15 protein-coding genes and 1 pseudogene are annotated in these 13,552 nt (G+C 72.0%); 10 read left to right on the top strand and 6 right to left on the bottom strand.

Annotated features, from left to right (window positions below):
* The 3 genes from ACWGIG_RS28725 to ACWGIG_RS28735 form a co-directional block, all read left to right on the top strand.
* A partial coding sequence (locus ACWGIG_RS28725) for an alpha/beta fold hydrolase (protein WP_453324595.1) occupies window positions 1–257 on the top strand: 257 nt, incomplete at its 5' end.
* 110 nt (window positions 258–367) lie between these two features.
* Entirely contained in the window at window positions 368–742 is a 375-nt protein-coding gene (locus ACWGIG_RS28730; RefSeq protein ID WP_453324596.1) for a DoxX family protein, read from the top strand.
* Window positions 743–875: 133 nt separating this feature from the next.
* Window positions 876–1,826: a 2-dehydropantoate 2-reductase gene (locus ACWGIG_RS28735; protein ID WP_453324597.1), complete on the top strand. Its 951-nt coding sequence runs from the start codon at window positions 876–878 to the stop codon at window positions 1,824–1,826.
* A gap of 27 nt (window positions 1,827–1,853) precedes the next feature.
* Here ACWGIG_RS28735 and ACWGIG_RS28740 read toward each other — a convergent pair whose 3' ends face one another.
* Both ACWGIG_RS28740 and ACWGIG_RS28745 read right to left on the bottom strand, forming a co-directional pair.
* Window positions 1,854–2,363 carry a DUF4232 domain-containing protein gene (locus ACWGIG_RS28740; protein WP_453324598.1) on the bottom strand — a complete coding sequence of 170 codons (510 nt, stop codon included), beginning with the start codon at window positions 2,361–2,363 and terminating at the stop codon, window positions 1,854–1,856.
* A 4-nt stretch (window positions 2,364–2,367) separates the two neighbouring features.
* Window positions 2,368–3,915 carry an ATP-dependent DNA ligase gene (locus tag ACWGIG_RS28745; protein WP_453324599.1) on the bottom strand — a complete coding sequence of 516 codons (1,548 nt, stop codon included), beginning with the start codon at window positions 3,913–3,915 and terminating at the stop codon, window positions 2,368–2,370.
* Between the two features lie 250 nt (window positions 3,916–4,165).
* On the opposite strand from ACWGIG_RS28745, the gene ACWGIG_RS28750 reads away from it, so the two are divergent.
* Window positions 4,166–4,606, top strand: coding sequence for an SRPBCC family protein (locus ACWGIG_RS28750; protein WP_453324600.1), 441 nt, complete (start codon window positions 4,166–4,168; stop codon window positions 4,604–4,606).
* A gap of 62 nt (window positions 4,607–4,668) precedes the next feature.
* Here the strand turns inward: ACWGIG_RS28750 and ACWGIG_RS28755 are convergent, their stop codons facing one another.
* Window positions 4,669–6,285 carry an acyl-CoA synthetase gene (locus ACWGIG_RS28755; protein ID WP_453324601.1) on the bottom strand — a complete coding sequence of 539 codons (1,617 nt, stop codon included), beginning with the start codon at window positions 6,283–6,285 and terminating at the stop codon, window positions 4,669–4,671.
* A gap of 185 nt (window positions 6,286–6,470) precedes the next feature.
* On the opposite strand from ACWGIG_RS28755, the gene ACWGIG_RS28760 reads away from it, so the two are divergent.
* The 4 genes from ACWGIG_RS28760 to ACWGIG_RS28775 all read left to right on the top strand — a co-directional run bounded on the left by ACWGIG_RS28760 (window position 6,471) and on the right by ACWGIG_RS28775 (window position 10,746).
* Window positions 6,471–7,295, top strand: coding sequence for a crotonase/enoyl-CoA hydratase family protein (locus ACWGIG_RS28760; protein WP_453324609.1), 825 nt, complete (start codon window positions 6,471–6,473; stop codon window positions 7,293–7,295).
* Between the two features lie 197 nt (window positions 7,296–7,492).
* Window positions 7,493–8,455 (top strand): Zn-ribbon domain-containing OB-fold protein, encoded by a 963-nt coding sequence (locus ACWGIG_RS28765; protein ID WP_453324602.1) that lies wholly within the window; start codon window positions 7,493–7,495, stop codon window positions 8,453–8,455.
* A 1-nt stretch (window position 8,456) separates the two neighbouring features.
* A complete protein-coding gene (locus tag ACWGIG_RS28770) occupies window positions 8,457–9,569 on the top strand; it encodes a thiolase domain-containing protein (RefSeq protein ID WP_453324603.1) in 1,113 nt (370 codons plus the stop codon).
* Window positions 9,562–10,746: a thiolase domain-containing protein gene (locus tag ACWGIG_RS28775; protein ID WP_453324604.1), complete on the top strand. Its 1,185-nt coding sequence runs from the start codon at window positions 9,562–9,564 to the stop codon at window positions 10,744–10,746. The genes ACWGIG_RS28770 and ACWGIG_RS28775 overlap by 8 nt, the downstream gene beginning before the upstream one ends.
* A gap of 66 nt (window positions 10,747–10,812) precedes the next feature.
* On the opposite strand, the gene ACWGIG_RS28780 is transcribed toward ACWGIG_RS28775, so the two are convergent.
* A complete protein-coding gene (locus tag ACWGIG_RS28780) occupies window positions 10,813–11,118 on the bottom strand; it encodes a cupin domain-containing protein (protein WP_453324605.1) in 306 nt (101 codons plus the stop codon).
* 373 nt (window positions 11,119–11,491) lie between these two features.
* Between ACWGIG_RS28780 and ACWGIG_RS28785 the strand changes: the two genes are divergently transcribed.
* A complete protein-coding gene (locus ACWGIG_RS28785; RefSeq protein ID WP_453324606.1) occupies window positions 11,492–11,728 on the top strand; it encodes a DUF397 domain-containing protein in 237 nt (78 codons plus the stop codon).
* 88 nt (window positions 11,729–11,816) lie between these two features.
* Entirely contained in the window at window positions 11,817–12,347 is a 531-nt protein-coding gene (locus tag ACWGIG_RS28790) for a mycothiol transferase (RefSeq protein WP_453324607.1), read from the top strand.
* Between the two features lie 41 nt (window positions 12,348–12,388).
* Here the strand turns inward: ACWGIG_RS28790 and ACWGIG_RS28795 are convergent, their stop codons facing one another.
* Entirely contained in the window at window positions 12,389–13,369 is a 981-nt protein-coding gene (locus ACWGIG_RS28795; RefSeq protein WP_453324608.1) for an endo alpha-1,4 polygalactosaminidase, read from the bottom strand.
* Window positions 13,366–13,552 (bottom strand): annotated as a pseudogene (locus ACWGIG_RS28800) (spherulation-specific family 4 protein); the annotation flags it as partial. The pseudogene ACWGIG_RS28800 and the gene ACWGIG_RS28795, both read right to left, overlap by 4 nt.

Here is a 13,552-nt window from a genome sequence, read left to right on the forward strand (position 1 = left end):
ACTGGGAGGTGGTCCCGGCGACCGACGACGACGCCAACCACCCCGATCCGCTGTGGGCCTCGCAGCTCGGCGCGATCACCGCGCCGACGCTGGTGCTCTCGGGCGGGCCCGCGAGCTTCCTGCCCGAGGCGAACGTCCGGCGGCTGGCGGAACTGATCCCCGGCGGCCGTGCGGTGACGATTCCCGTGGGGCACCTGATCCACCGAAGCGACCCCGAGGGATTCCTGGCGGAACTCAAGGGCTTCGGTATCTACTGACCGTTCAGCCCGAAGACCGTTCAGCCCGAAGACGGTTCAGCCCGAAGACGGTTCAGCCCAAAGACAGTTCAGTCCATTGACGGTCCAGTCCATTCCACCGGAGGTCCGAGTTGACCGCGAACGACCGCCCCGCCCGCCTTCTCGTCGGCCTGCTCGCAGGGGCCGGCGCCGCCCACGTCGTGGCGCCGAAGCTGTTCGACGACCTGGTTCCGGAGTTCCTGCCGGGCAAGCAGCGCACCTGGACGCACGCGAGTGGCGTCGCCGAACTGCTGCTCGCCGCAGCCATCGCCGTACCGCAGACCAGGAAGGCGGGCGGGCTGGCGGCGGCCGGGTTCTTCGCCGGCATCCTCCCCGCGCACCTCAAGATGGCGTACGACTGGCGGCACAGGTCGACCGCCCTGCGGGCCGGGGCCTACGCGCGCATCCCGCTCCAGGTCCCGCTCGTGCTGTGGGCGGCGAAGGTGGCGCGCGACGCAGGGCGCTGACCGCACCTCACTCCGCACCTCGCTCCGCGCGTCAATTCACACATCGATTCACACATCGATTCACACATCGATTCACACGTCGATCCGCACGGGTATCCACCCGCCGATCCGTATGCCGAAAGGTCCGTCCGTCATGAGAATCCTGGTAGTCGGCGCCGGAGCGACCGGCGGCTACTTCGGTGCGCGCCTCGCCCTGGCGGGCCAGGACGTCACCTTTCTGGTCCGCCCGCAGCGGGCCGACACCCTGCGCCGCCGGGGGCTGCGCCTCACCGGCCTCGGTGAGGACCTGGAGCTGGCCCCGCAACTGGTCACCGCCGCCGAACTGGCCTCCGCCGGTGCGCCCGCCCCGGCCCCGTACGACCTGATCCTGCTCACCGTGAAGGCGACCGCCCTCGCGCGGGCCGTCGACGACTTCGCTCCCGCCGTCGGCCCGGACACCGTGATCGTTCCCGTCCTCAACGGCCTCGCCCACCTCGACGTCCTCGCCGGGCGCTTCGGTGCGGACAGGGTGTGGGGCGGCGTCGCCAAGGTCGTCACGGCCCTCAACGACCAGGGCGACGTCGTCCGGCTGGCCCCGCTCGCCGCTCTGACCCTCGGCGAGACCGGCGGCGGCGTCTCGCCCCGCGCCGACGGGATCGGCGCCCTCCTCGACGGCGTGCCGGGCATCGACGCGGACGTGTCGCCGGACATCCTCGGCGCGATGTGGGCCAAGTGGGCGTTCATCGTGACGCTGAGCGCGGTGAACCTCCTCGGGCGCGGCACCGTCGGCGAGGTCGTCGCCGCCCCCGGCGGCGCCGGACTGGGCCCCGCCGTACTGGCCGAGGCCGCAGCAGTGGCGGCGGCGGCCGGTCACCCGCTGCCGGACGACCTGCACGCCTTCGCCACGGAGACCGTCACCGCGGCGGGGTCGCCGCTCACCACCTCCCTCTACCGGGACGTGCTGGCGGGACTCCCCTCGGAGGCCGCCCACCTCTTCGGTGACCTGACCGGCCGGGCCCGCGCCCTGGGGGTCGCCACCCCGTTGCTCGATGTCGCCGATCTCCAACTCCACGTACAGGAAGGGAAGTTGGCCGCCAAGAAGTAGACCGAAGGGAGTGGCCGGTCCGGCCGGTCAGGGGGCCTTGGGCTGCCAGAGGGAGGTCACCGGGTCGTACACCCTGACACCCTTCGGCAGCCCCAGCCCGGCGGCGCCGATGTGCAGCCCGTGGTGCGCGGGGTGCGCCGCCACCACGATGTCCCGCACGGTCCGTACGTCGCCGGGGGTGGGCGGCGCCAGGACCGTACGCACCGTGGCGTACGCGGTGGCGCCCGCCGCCACCCGGTAGGGAGCGCTCCCCACCGCGGGCTCCGGGCGGGCCGCGCCGTCCAGGTCGCCGAAGGTGACCGTGGGAATGCGGTCCACGGTGCAGGCGTGGCGGGCCTTGTTGGTGAAGCGGAGCTTGAGGACGTCCGGGGTCGGTGCCGCGGTCACCTTGACGGACAGGTTCCGTTCCGCGCAGCGCGGCAGCGGAGCGCCGCCGGATGCGGGCAGGTCACGGGCGGCGGCAGCGGTGGTGGAGGCGGCGAGCAGGAGTGCGGCGGCGACACCGGCCGCGAGGGAGAGACGCTGGTGCGTGTGCATACGGTCAATCGTCCGCCCGCAGCGGCCCGGACGCGAGTACGTCGGCAACCGTGTTGGCGTCCGACGCACGCTTGTCCTCCCGGTGGCGCACCACCCGCGCGAACCGCAGGGTCACGCCCTCCGGGTAGCGGGTGGACCGCTGGAGCCCGTCGAAGGCGATCTCCACCACCAGCTCGGGCCGCACGTGCACCACGTACCCCTCCTCGGACACCTTCAGCGCCCCCAGCCGCTCGGTCTGCCACTCCAGCATCGCGTCGGTGAGCCCCTTGAAGGTCTTGCCGAGCATCGCGAACGAGCCGTCGGGGCGGAGCGCCCCCAGATGCAGGTTCGACAGCTTGCCGGTGCGCCGTCCGTGCCCCCACTCGGCGGCGAGCACCACCAGGTCCAGGGTGTGCACCGGCTTCACCTTCAGCCAGGAGGCGCCGCGCCTGCCCGTCTGGTACGGGGCGTCCAGAGCCTTGAGCACGACGCCCTCGTGTCCCCGTTCCAGGGTCTGCGCGAGGAAGACCCGCGCGTCCTCCGCGTCCTGCGCACCCTCCGTGCCCTGTGCGGCCCGGCGTACGCACTGGGGGCCCGGCACCAGCCGCTCCAGCCGCAGCCGCCGCTCCCGGTAGGGAAGATCGAGGGTGGACTCGCCGTCGGCGGCCAGTACGTCGAAGAACACCGGGGACAGCGGCAGCGTCTCCCTGGCCGCCGCGATGTCCAGCCGGGAGCCCACCCGGCCCGCCACGTCCTGGAACGGCAGCGGTCGGCCGTCCGCCCCGAAGGCGATCACCTCGCCGTCCAGGACGAACCGGTCGCCCTTCAACTCCCTTGCGATCTCGACGAGTTCGGGAATCCGGTCGGTGATGTCCTCCAGCGTCCTGGTGAACACCCGCACCTCGTTCCCGTCCCGGTGCACCTGCACCCGGATGCCGTCCAGTTTCTCCTCCACCGCGCACGGCCCCAGCTTGGCCAGGGCCTCGTCGAGGGACTTCCCCGGGCTCGCGAGCATCGGCGGCACCGCCCGCCCCACCCGCAGCGTGAACCGCGCGAGCGCCCCGGGACCCTCGGCCAGCAGCGCCCGGCCCACCGCCGTCAGCGAACCCCCGAGCATCACCGCCCGCCGCACGTCCGCGGGTGCGGCGCCCGCTGCCACGGCGAGCGCTTCCGTGGCCAGGGCGTCCAGCGCCCCCTGGCGGACCTCGCCGGTGAGCAGGCCCACCAGGAAGCGCTGCTCCTCCTCGGTGGCGGCGGCCATCAGTTCCCGTACGAGCCCGGCGCGTTCGGCCTGCGCGCCACGCCCGGCGACCGCTGTGAACGCGGTGAGCGCGGCATCGACCCCGGCCACGGTGAGCGTCGGCTCCGCCGCGGGCGGCACGGGATCGCGGAGCAGGCTCCAGCCGATGCCGATCCGGCCCTGCGGGAGGCGTCCTGAGAGGTACGGGACGACGATCGGCACGTCCTCGGGGGCGGCGGCCCGGAACAGCTCCGCGAGCAGGGCCGTCTTCTTCGAGCGCGCGGAGGTCGCGGCGACGTCGCGCGACACGCGGGCGAGGGCGTCAAGGAGCATGCGTTCCATCCTGCAACGCATGTGGCGGGGCGGCACATCGTGCGGGGCGGGAATCCAGGCGGGGCGGGACCTCATGCGCCGCGGGACTTCATGCGACGCGGCACTCCAGGCGGGGCGGCATTTCATGCGGCGCGGGACTTCATGCGGGGCGGCACTCCAGGCGGGGCGGCGCTCCATGAGGGGCGGCATTTCTGCGGCGCGGCACCGCGTGCGGTGCGGGTTGCGGCAGGCCGTTTCGTACAGTCGCCCCGTGGCCCTCTTCCGTATCGCAGACCGTACGCCGCTCGCACCCGCCGAAGCCTGGCGCAGGCTCACTGCCTGGGAGCAGCATGCCGCTCAGGTCCCCTTCACCCGCATCACCGTTACCACCGCGCCGCCGACCCGGCAGGGCACCCGGTTCGTGGCCCGCACCGGGCTGGGGCGGCTCGGCTTCGACGACCCGATGGAGGTGACCGCCTGGCAGCCGCCGTACCACTGCAGGCTGGAGAAGCACGGCCGGGTGGTGACGGGCTGGGCCGAGATCGACGTGCGGGAGGAGCCGGGCGGCGGGGGCGGGGCGCGTGTGGTGTGGACGGAGGACCTGCGGCTGCGCGGGCTGCCCCGGGTGTGCGACCGGGCGCTGGCCGCGGCGGGACGGCTGGTCTTCGGGCGTGCGATGCGCGCGTTGCTGAGGGGACCGAAGGGGCACTGAAGGGCACCCTCACTCCCCATGCGCAGCCCTCACGTCACTCCTCCTGATGCGCACCCCTCACGTCACTCCTCCTGCGCGGCCGTCGCCTTCGCCCACCGGTAGTCCGCCTTGCCGCTCGGAGAGCGCCGTATCCGGTCCGTGACGACCAGCTTCCGGGGGATCTTGTAGCCCGCGAGGCGGGTCCTGCAGTGTTCCTGAAGGGCGGCCAGATCGGGCGCGGCGGCGCCCTCGCGCATCTGGACCACCGCCGCCACCCGGTTGCCCCACTTGGCGTCCGGCACCCCGGCGACCAGTGCGTCGTACACCTGCGGGTGGGACTTAAGCGCCTGCTCGACCTCTTCGGGGTAGACCTTCTCGCCCCCGGTGTTGATGCACTGCGAACCGCGGCCGAGGACGGTGACGATGCCCTGCTCGTCGACGGTCGCCATGTCACCGAGCAGCACCCAGCGCTGGCCGTCGCGCTGGAAGAAGGTCTCGGCCGACTTCTTCGGATCGTTGTAGTAGCCGAGCGGTACGTGGCCGCACTGGGCGAGCCGGCCGATCTCGCCGACCGCCACCGGGACGTACGTCGCCGGGTCGACCACCCGGGTGCGCTCGTTGACCTCAAGGCGGAACCCCTTCTCGGGGCCCGAATCGTCGGTGGCCTTGCCGTTGGAACCGGACTCGGAGGATCCGAAGTTGTTCAGCAGCAGCACGTTCGGCACCAGCTCCTGGAACTGGGCGCGCACCGTGTCCGACATGATCGCGCCCGACGAGGAGACGCTGAACAGGGAGGAGAGATCGGTGCCCTTCAGCGGCCCGTTCAGCGCGTCGACCAGCGGCCTGAGCATCGCGTCGCCGACCAGGGACACACTGGACACCTTCTCCTTGGCGATCGTCCTCAGTACCTCCTCCGGTACGTACTTGCGGTGGATCACCACCCGCTGGCCGTAGTTGAACGCGATGAACGAGGTCAGCGTCGAAGTGCCGTGCATCAGCGGGGGAGTCGGGAAGAAGGTGAGGCCGCCGCCGCCCGCAGCGACCCGTTCGGCCAGCTCCTCGGGCCGTCCGATCGGTTCGCCCGCCGGGTCGCCGCCGAACAACCCGGCGAAGAACAGGTCCTCCTGACGCCACATCACCCCTTTGGGCATGCCGGTCGTGCCGCCGGTGTAGATGATGAACAGGTCGTCGGCCGACCGGTCGGCGAAGCCCCGTACGGCCGGGGCGGCGGCCTCGGCGTCCGCGAACTCCACGCAGTCGAGAGCGGGTGCCCGGCCGGGCGGCGTCCCCACCCGCACCAGATGCCGCAGCTTCTCGGCGCGCGGCAGTGCGCCCGCCACCCGCTCGGTGAACTCGGCGTCGAAGACGAGTGCGGCGAGGTCCGCGTCACGGTAGAGGTAGACCAACTCCTCTTCCACGTAGCGGTAGTTCACATTGACGGGGACGAGGCGTGCCTTCAGGCAGGCCAGGACCGTCTGGAGGTACTCGATGCCGTTGTAGAGGTGCAGGCCCAGGTGCTCGCCGGGCTTGAGGCCCGAGTCGATCAGGTGGTGGGCGATGCGGTTGGCAGCCGCGTCGAGCCCGGCGTAGGTGAGGCGGCGCTCGGCGCCCGTGCCGGGATGGTCGATGTACACAAGCGCCTCGCGGTCCGGGACCACGTCGACGACCGACTCGAACAGGTCGGCAAGGTTGTACTCCACCGTTCCTCCTGAACCTCGGGTGCGGGAGCCCCAGTTGATGTGTCGGTCATCACAGCAAAGGTGGCGTCAAGTGGGAAGGGCGTGCACCGAAGAAATCTGACTGACTGTCAGAAAACTCTTGAAGTGGTGAGGGCTCTCCTGCAACCTGTTCCAGGTCTGACGACGGGAGGACGGTCATGGACGCCATGGACGGTGGTACGGAACCGGGTACGGAGCATCTCGCCGTGCGGCGCGAGGGCGCCACGCTGGTGCTCACCCTGAACAGGCCCGAGGCGAGGAACGCCCTGTCGCTGCCGATGCTGGTCGGGCTCTACGACGGCTGGCTCGCGGCCGACGAGGACGATTCGGTGCGCTCGATCGTGCTGACCGGGGCGGGCGGGGCCTTCTGCGCCGGAATGGACCTCAAGGCCTTGGCCGGCACACGGGGGATGGGCGGTACGGGGGACGTCCACCGGGACCGCATGAAGGCCGACCCCGACCTGCACTGGAAGGCGATGCTGCGCCATCACCGGCCGCGCAAGCCGGTGATCGCGGCGGTCGAGGGCCCGTGCGTGGCGGGCGGTACGGAGATCCTCCAGGGGACCGACATCCGGGTGGCAGGAGCCTCGGCGACCTTCGGTCTCTTCGAGGTCCGCCGCGGGCTCTTCCCGATCGGCGGCTCGACGGTGCGGCTGCCGCGCCAGATCGCTCGCACGCACGCACTGGAGATGCTGCTGACGGGGCGGGCGTACGGGGCCGAGGAAGCGGCGCGGATCGGACTGGTCGGACACGTCGTGCCGGACGGGGAGGCGCTGGAGAAGGCCCTGTCCATCGCCGAACAGGTCAATGCCTGCGGGCCGTTGGCGGTGGAGGCGGTGAAGGCGTCCGTCTACGAGACGTGGGGGATGCCGGAGGAGGACGGGTTGGCGGCGGAACTGAAGCGCGGCTGGCCGATCTTCGACACGGAGGACGCGAGGGAGGGGGCGCGGGCATTCGCCGAAAAACGTCCACCGGTCTACCGCCGCACATAGGCCGGTTCGCGGCCGGCGCCGACGGGGGCCGATGTCCGGGGCTCTGCCCTGTGCCCGGCTCTGCCCTGTGCCCGGCTCTGCCCTGTGCCCGGCTCTGCCCTGCCCGGCTCCGCCGCGCGTCCTCAAACGCCGGACGGGCTGAAGTTGCCCCCGCCCCGGCCCCACCCACGCCCGCCGCTCCGCGAAGGAGACCGCCCATGCCCCCCTCACCCCCCGCCCCCGAAACCCTCCGCGCCCCCCTCACCGTCGAGTTCCCCTTCACCCGTTCCCTCGGTCCCGTCCAGTCCGCCTTCCTCACCGGTCTACGCCACCGGACCCTCCTCGGTGTCCGTACCGCCGACCGCAAGGTCCTCGTGCCGCCCACCGAGTACGACCCCGTCACCGCCGAAGAGATCCGGGACCTCGTCGAAGTCGCCCCCACCGGCACGGTGACCACCTGGGCCTGGAACCCTTCCCCCCGCCGCTTCCAGCCCCTGGACGCCCCCTTCGCCTGGGTCCTCGTCCGGCTCGACGGCGCCGACACCGCCCTCCTGCACGCCCTCGACGCCCCCGGCCCCGACCACGTCCGTACGGGCATGCGCGTCCGGGTCCGCTGGGCCGGGGAACGTACCGGGGCGATCACCGACATCGCCTGCTTCGAGCCGTACGACAGCAGCCAGGAACACGAAGTCACCGCGCACACAGGCCGGTTCGACGACATGGTGACCAGCCTCACCGCCCCCGCCCGCCTCGACTACACCTACACACCAGGCCGCGCCCCCACCGACTACCTCACCGCACTCGCCGGCCACCGCACCGTCGGCGAGCGCTGTCCGTCCTGCCGCAAGGTGTACGTGCCGCCCCGCGGCGCCTGCCCCACCTGCGGGGTCGCCACCGCCGAACAGGTCGAGGTCGGGCCGCGCGGGACCGTCACCACCTTCTGCATCGTCAACATCAAGGCGAAGAACCTCGACATCGAGGTCCCCTACGTCTACGCCCACATCGCGCTCGACGGCGCCGACCTCGCCCTGCACGGCCGCATCGCCGGCATCCCGTACGACCAGGTCCGGATGGGCCTGCGGGTCGAACCCGTGTGGAGCGAGGACGCCCGCTACCCCGACCACTACCGGCCCACCGGCGAACCGGACGCCGACTACGACGCGTACAAGGAGCTGATCTGACATGGCGCCCGCTCCCGCGCCCACTCCCGCGCCCATTCCCGCGCCCACATCCGCACGTCGGCCCGTCCGGGACGTCGCCGTCGTCGCCTTCGCGCAGACCGACCACAGGCGCCGCACCGACGAGGTGTCCGAGGTCGAGATGCTGATGCCGGTGCTGCACCAGGTGCTCGCCGAGACGGGCCTGCGGACCAGCGACATCGGCTTCACCTGCTCCGGCTCCAGCGACTACCTCGCGGGCCGCGCCTTCTCCTTCACCATGGCCCTGGACGGCGTCGGTGCCTGGCCGCCGATCTCCGAGTCGCACGTCGAGATGGACGGAGCCTGGGCGCTGTACGAGGCCTGGGTGAAGATCCTCACCGGGGAGGCGGACACCGCGCTCGTCTACGCGTACGGAAAGTCCTCGCCCGGCGAGATACGTGACGTCATGACCCGCCAGCTCGACCCGTACTACGTCGCCCCGCTCTGGCCCGACTCGGTCTCCCTGGCCGCGCTCCAGGCGCAGGCGCTCATCGACGCGGGCGGGACGGACGAGAGCGCACTCGCCGCAGTGGCGGCCCGCAGCCGCACCGCCGCCACCTCGAACCCCCACGCACAACTGCACGGTGACATCCCCCCGGGCGACTACCTGGTGCAGCCGCTGCGCACCGGCGACTGCCCGCCGATCGGTGACGGCGCCGCCGCGGTGATCCTCGCCGCCGGGGACCGGGCCCGCGAACTGTGCGCGCGGCCCGCCTGGATCCGGGGCATGGACCACCGCATCGAGGCACACTCCCTGGGCGTGCGCGACCTCACCGACGCCCCGTCCGCCCGACTGGCCGCGGAACGCGCCGGAGCCTACGAACTCCCTGTAGACACCGCCGAGTTGCACGCGCCCTTCACCTCCCAGGAGGTCGTGCTGCGCAAGGCGCTGCGGCTCGGCGACGACGTCGTGGTCAATCCGTCGGGCGGCGCACTCGCCGCCAACCCGGTGATGGCCGCCGGGCTGATCAGGATCGGCGAGGCGGCGGCCCGCATCCACCGGGGCGAGTCCGACCGGGCACTGGCACACGCCACATCGGGCCCGTGCCTCCAGCAGAACCTCGTAGCAGTCCTGGAGGGAGAGCAGAGTGAGTAGCAGCCCTGTGCACGGCAAGGAGCCCGTGGCGGTCGTCGGCATCGGCCAGACCAAGCACGTCTCGGCCCGCCACGACGTGTCGATCGCCGGACTCGTCCGCGAGGCAGCCGGGCGTGCCCTCACGGACGCCCAGTTGACCTGGCAGGACATCGACGCCGTCGTCATCGGCAAGGCCCCCGACTTCTTCGAGGGCGTCATGATGCCGGAGCTCTACCTCGCGGACGCGCTGGGCGCCGTCGGCAAACCCATGCTCCGCGTCCACACCGCGGGCTCCGTCGGCGGCTCCACCGCCCTCGTCGCGGCCAACCTGATCGCGGCCCGCGTCCACACCACCGTCCTCACCCTCGCCTTCGAGAAGCAGTCCGAGTCCAACGCGATGTGGGGCCTCTCGCTCCCCGTGCCCTTCCAGCAGCCCCTGCTCGCCGGGGCGGGCGGCTTCTTCGCCCCGCACATCCGCGCGTACATGCGCCGCACCGGCGCCCCCGACACCATCGGCTCCCTCGTCGCGTACAAGGACCGCCGCAACGCCCTCAAGAACCCGTACGCCCACCTCCAGGACCCCACCCTCACCCTGGAGAAGGTCCAGGCGGCCCCCATGCTCTGGGATCCGATCCGCTACTCCGAGACCTGCCCGTCGTCCGACGGCGCCTGCGCGATGATCCTCACCGACCGGGCAGGCGCCTCCCGTGCACCCCACCCGCCCGCCTGGGTGCACGGCGGCGCCATGCGCAGCGAGCCCACCCTCTTCGCGGGCAAGGACTTCGTCTCCCCGCAGGCAGGCAAGGACTGCGCAGCCGACGTCTACCACCAGGCGGGAATCACCGACCCGCGCCGCGAGATCGACGTGGCCGAGATGTACGTCCCCTTCTCCTGGTACGAACCCATGTGGCTGGAGAACCTGGGCTTCGCGGCCGAGGGCGAAGGCTGGAAACTCACCGGGTCCGGCGCCACCGAACTCGGAGGCGACCTCCCCGTCAACCCCTCCGGCGGCGTCCTGTCCACCAACCCGATCGGCGCCTCGGGCATGATCCGCTTCGCCGAAGCCGCCCTCCAGGTGCGAGGACAGGCCGGGGAACACCAGGTGGACGGGGCCCGCACGGCCCTCGGCCACGCCTACGGCGGCGGATCACAGTTCTTCGCGATGTGGGTGGTGGGGGCGCGGCCGCCGGCGCGGTGACCGTGCGTGTGGCCGGTCCGTGAGGTGTGCGGTCCTGGCACCCGGCCGAGCCCGCCTGAAGAGCCGTTACTCCTCCGGCAGTTCCACGATCACCAAGGTGCCCCGGCTTCCGGGGCGGACCGCGTGCGGGGTTCCCGCCGCCACCATGAACAGCTCGCCCGCCCGCACCGACACCGGCCTGCCGACCACCTCCAGCTCCAGCCGTCCGTCCAGGACCAGGAGAGCCTCGGCGGCCCCGTGGCTCTCCTCCTCGACCGGCAGCTCGTCCATGCGCAGTACCTTCACGCAGGCCGCCCCCACCATGCCCAGCCCGCGAGAACTCCATGCCGCAGGCAGACCGGCCGCCATCTCCGCAAGATCGACCGCACTCATGACACACCCCTCCTCACGGACCCGGTCGGTCATGCCTGAACGGGCCCGCACACAAAGATCAATGGATGCCCTGGAAGCTACCCGACCAGGGAAAGCACGTGGTCGACCGTTGGGTAAAACCTGGTGTGCAGCACGGAGCCCGGCCGCTGGATGACGGCCGTGGTGGTGGGTGTCTCCGGCCCGGCGGGAGGACGCCCAACAGGCAGCGGGGTAAGGCCTGTCGGCGAGGCAGTCGCTCCAGCCGGTACCGGTTTGCGATGTCGGCGGTGGGAGCGGAAGCGCCGACCGGACGGCTCCCTCCGCGGCCTGTTGGTGACCCGTCGCGATCGCTACTGTGGCTGGCGGACGACGCCGAAACCGGGAGGAGCACGACGTGGCGACAAGCACGCGGTACGGGCTGGTGGGCAGGGCCAAGCCGGAGCTCGATCTGAGCGGGGCCGACTGGCAGTCCGGCAGCAAGGGGGCGGGCGACGTGCAGATCGCCTTCGTGGAGGGATTCATCGCCATGCGCAACGGGGCCACGCCCGGCAGCCCGTCCCTGATCTTCAACCCGGCGGAGTGGCGCGCCTTCGTGGTCAACGCCAGGGACGGGGCCTTCGACCTGACCTGATGGCCGGTTCGGCCGATGACGGGGATGATGGGGATGAGGGGGGAGCAGGCGAGGGGGAGGCGACCGCACACACAGCCGGAGGCGACCCATGCGGACCAGTGACGTACTCGTCGAGGGATTCGGACGGATCAAGGAAGTGGTCCACGAGGCCGTCGACGGACTGTCGGCCCAGGAGCTGTCGCGGCAGGTGCCGCAGGGCGCCAACACCGTCGGATGGCTGGTCTGGCACCTCACCCGGGTGCAGGACGACCACGTCAGCGAGCTCGCCGGCCGGGAGCAGGCCTGGACCGAGGACGGCTGGGCCGACCGGTTCGGCCTGCCCCTGGACACCGCCGACACCGGGTACGGCCACACGGCCGAGCAGATGGCTTCCGTGCGGGTGGCGTCCGCCGCCGAGCTGCTGGGCTACTACGACGCCGTGCACGGGCGGACCCTCACCTATCTGGCGACGACCGGCGAGGAGGACCTCGACCGGGTGGTCGACAAGGCGTGGGACCCGCCCGTGACCCTGGGCGTACGCCTGATCAGCGTCCTCGCCGACGACCTCCAGCACGCGGGTCAGGCCGCGTTCGTACGGGGATCGCTGCGGGGCGGGGATGCGGGCGGGGAGACGGGCTGACCGCTCGCCTCCTTCAGCACGGCCTGCTCGTCACCACGGTTTCAGCACGGTCTGCGCCACGGGTCCAGCTCCAGGTTCTTGCGCATGGAGGAGAGGCCCAGGCGCCGGGCCTGTGCGCAGAACTCTCCGTTGGACAGGTCGTACTCCACGTGGAAGACCGCCTTGCCCGCGGCGACGAACGGCCGCAGCGCCGCGCACTCGTCGAACTCCGCGCACTGCTCGTTGACCGCGAAGTCGAAGTGCCTTACCAGTTGCGGGATTTGGGGCAGGTCGTTCTTGAGGCCCACCGCCAGACCCCGTGCGTGGGCGAGCGTGGAGAGCATCTTGTTGTACGCGAGCTGGTGGGCGGCCGTGAGCGGGAAGCCGGTTTCGTTGAGGTAGGCGTCCATCAGGTCCGGCTCCACCGCGTCGAAACCCTTGCGGCTGCACATGTCGAAGCGCCGTTCCATCAGCGGGCGCAGGACGTCGAGCCTGCGGATGTCCAGCCAGCGCTCGCCTTCCCAGCCGTTCGGTTCGCCCAGGAGGGATGCGGGGAAGTCGCCGCGGTCCGGGCGGAAGTTCTCCCAGGCGCCCGCGTTGATGTAGCAGATCACCTTGCGGCCGTCCTTGTGCAGCCGGGCGACGTCCGCCGAGGTGTTCTCGAAACCGTCGATGTCGTACACCGGCACGTCGGTACGGGGATCGACCCGGCCGTCGAGCTGCCACTGCCAGGCGGTCCCGGGGCGCGGCTGCCAGATGCGACCCGTCGGCTGCGGCGGACGGGTGGAGGCCGGCTTCGGGGGCGGGGCCGAGGCGGGCGGCGGGGGCGTGGCCGGCCGGGACGTGCGGGGCGGGGCGGCCGTCGGCGAGCGGTGGGGTGCGGGCGTGGCCGGGCCGGACTCCCGCCCCGGCTCCCGCCCGGAGGCCGGTGCGGCGCGTGGGGCGGGGTCAGGCGACGAACAGCCTGCGACCGGCAGCAGTACTGCCAGGGCTGCCAGTACTGCCACCGCCGTCAGCAGCAGCGGGCGCGGGGCGGTGGTCATGGGGTGGACTCCTGGAGTTCGGGCGGCAGGGCCGACCAGGGGTTGGGGAGCTCGCCGCCGACCGCGCAGCACACCGCCGCGCCCCGGCTGCGGGCGGTCCGCACGGCGACGGCCGACATCGCGCGCGGGACGCCGTACACCAGGTGGCAGAAGAGTTCCGGGGGATGCCGGGCGGTCCAGCGG

The sequence above is a fragment of the Streptomyces sp. NPDC054863 genome (genome assembly GCF_053610825.1).

Excerpts from the sequence above, each read along its gene's own strand:
- ACWGIG_RS28735 (WP_453324597.1), top strand. The coding sequence starts at position 876 with ATGAGAATCCTGGTAGTCGGCGCCGGAGCGACCGGCGGCTACTTCGGT.
- ACWGIG_RS28740 (WP_453324598.1), bottom strand. The coding sequence starts at position 2,363 with ATGCACACGCACCAGCGTCTCTCCCTCGCGGCCGGTGTCGCCGCCGCA.
- ACWGIG_RS28745 (WP_453324599.1), bottom strand. The coding sequence starts at position 3,915 with ATGCTCCTTGACGCCCTCGCCCGCGTGTCGCGCGACGTCGCCGCGACC.
- ACWGIG_RS28760 (WP_453324609.1), top strand. The coding sequence starts at position 6,471 with ATGGACGGTGGTACGGAACCGGGTACGGAGCATCTCGCCGTGCGGCGC.
- ACWGIG_RS28765 (WP_453324602.1), top strand. The coding sequence starts at position 7,493 with ATGCCCCCCTCACCCCCCGCCCCCGAAACCCTCCGCGCCCCCCTCACC.
- ACWGIG_RS28770 (WP_453324603.1), top strand. The coding sequence starts at position 8,457 with ATGGCGCCCGCTCCCGCGCCCACTCCCGCGCCCATTCCCGCGCCCACA.
- ACWGIG_RS28780 (WP_453324605.1), bottom strand. The coding sequence starts at position 11,118 with ATGAGTGCGGTCGATCTTGCGGAGATGGCGGCCGGTCTGCCTGCGGCA.
- ACWGIG_RS28790 (WP_453324607.1), top strand. The coding sequence starts at position 11,817 with ATGCGGACCAGTGACGTACTCGTCGAGGGATTCGGACGGATCAAGGAA.
- ACWGIG_RS28795 (WP_453324608.1), bottom strand. The coding sequence starts at position 13,369 with ATGACCACCGCCCCGCGCCCGCTGCTGCTGACGGCGGTGGCAGTACTG.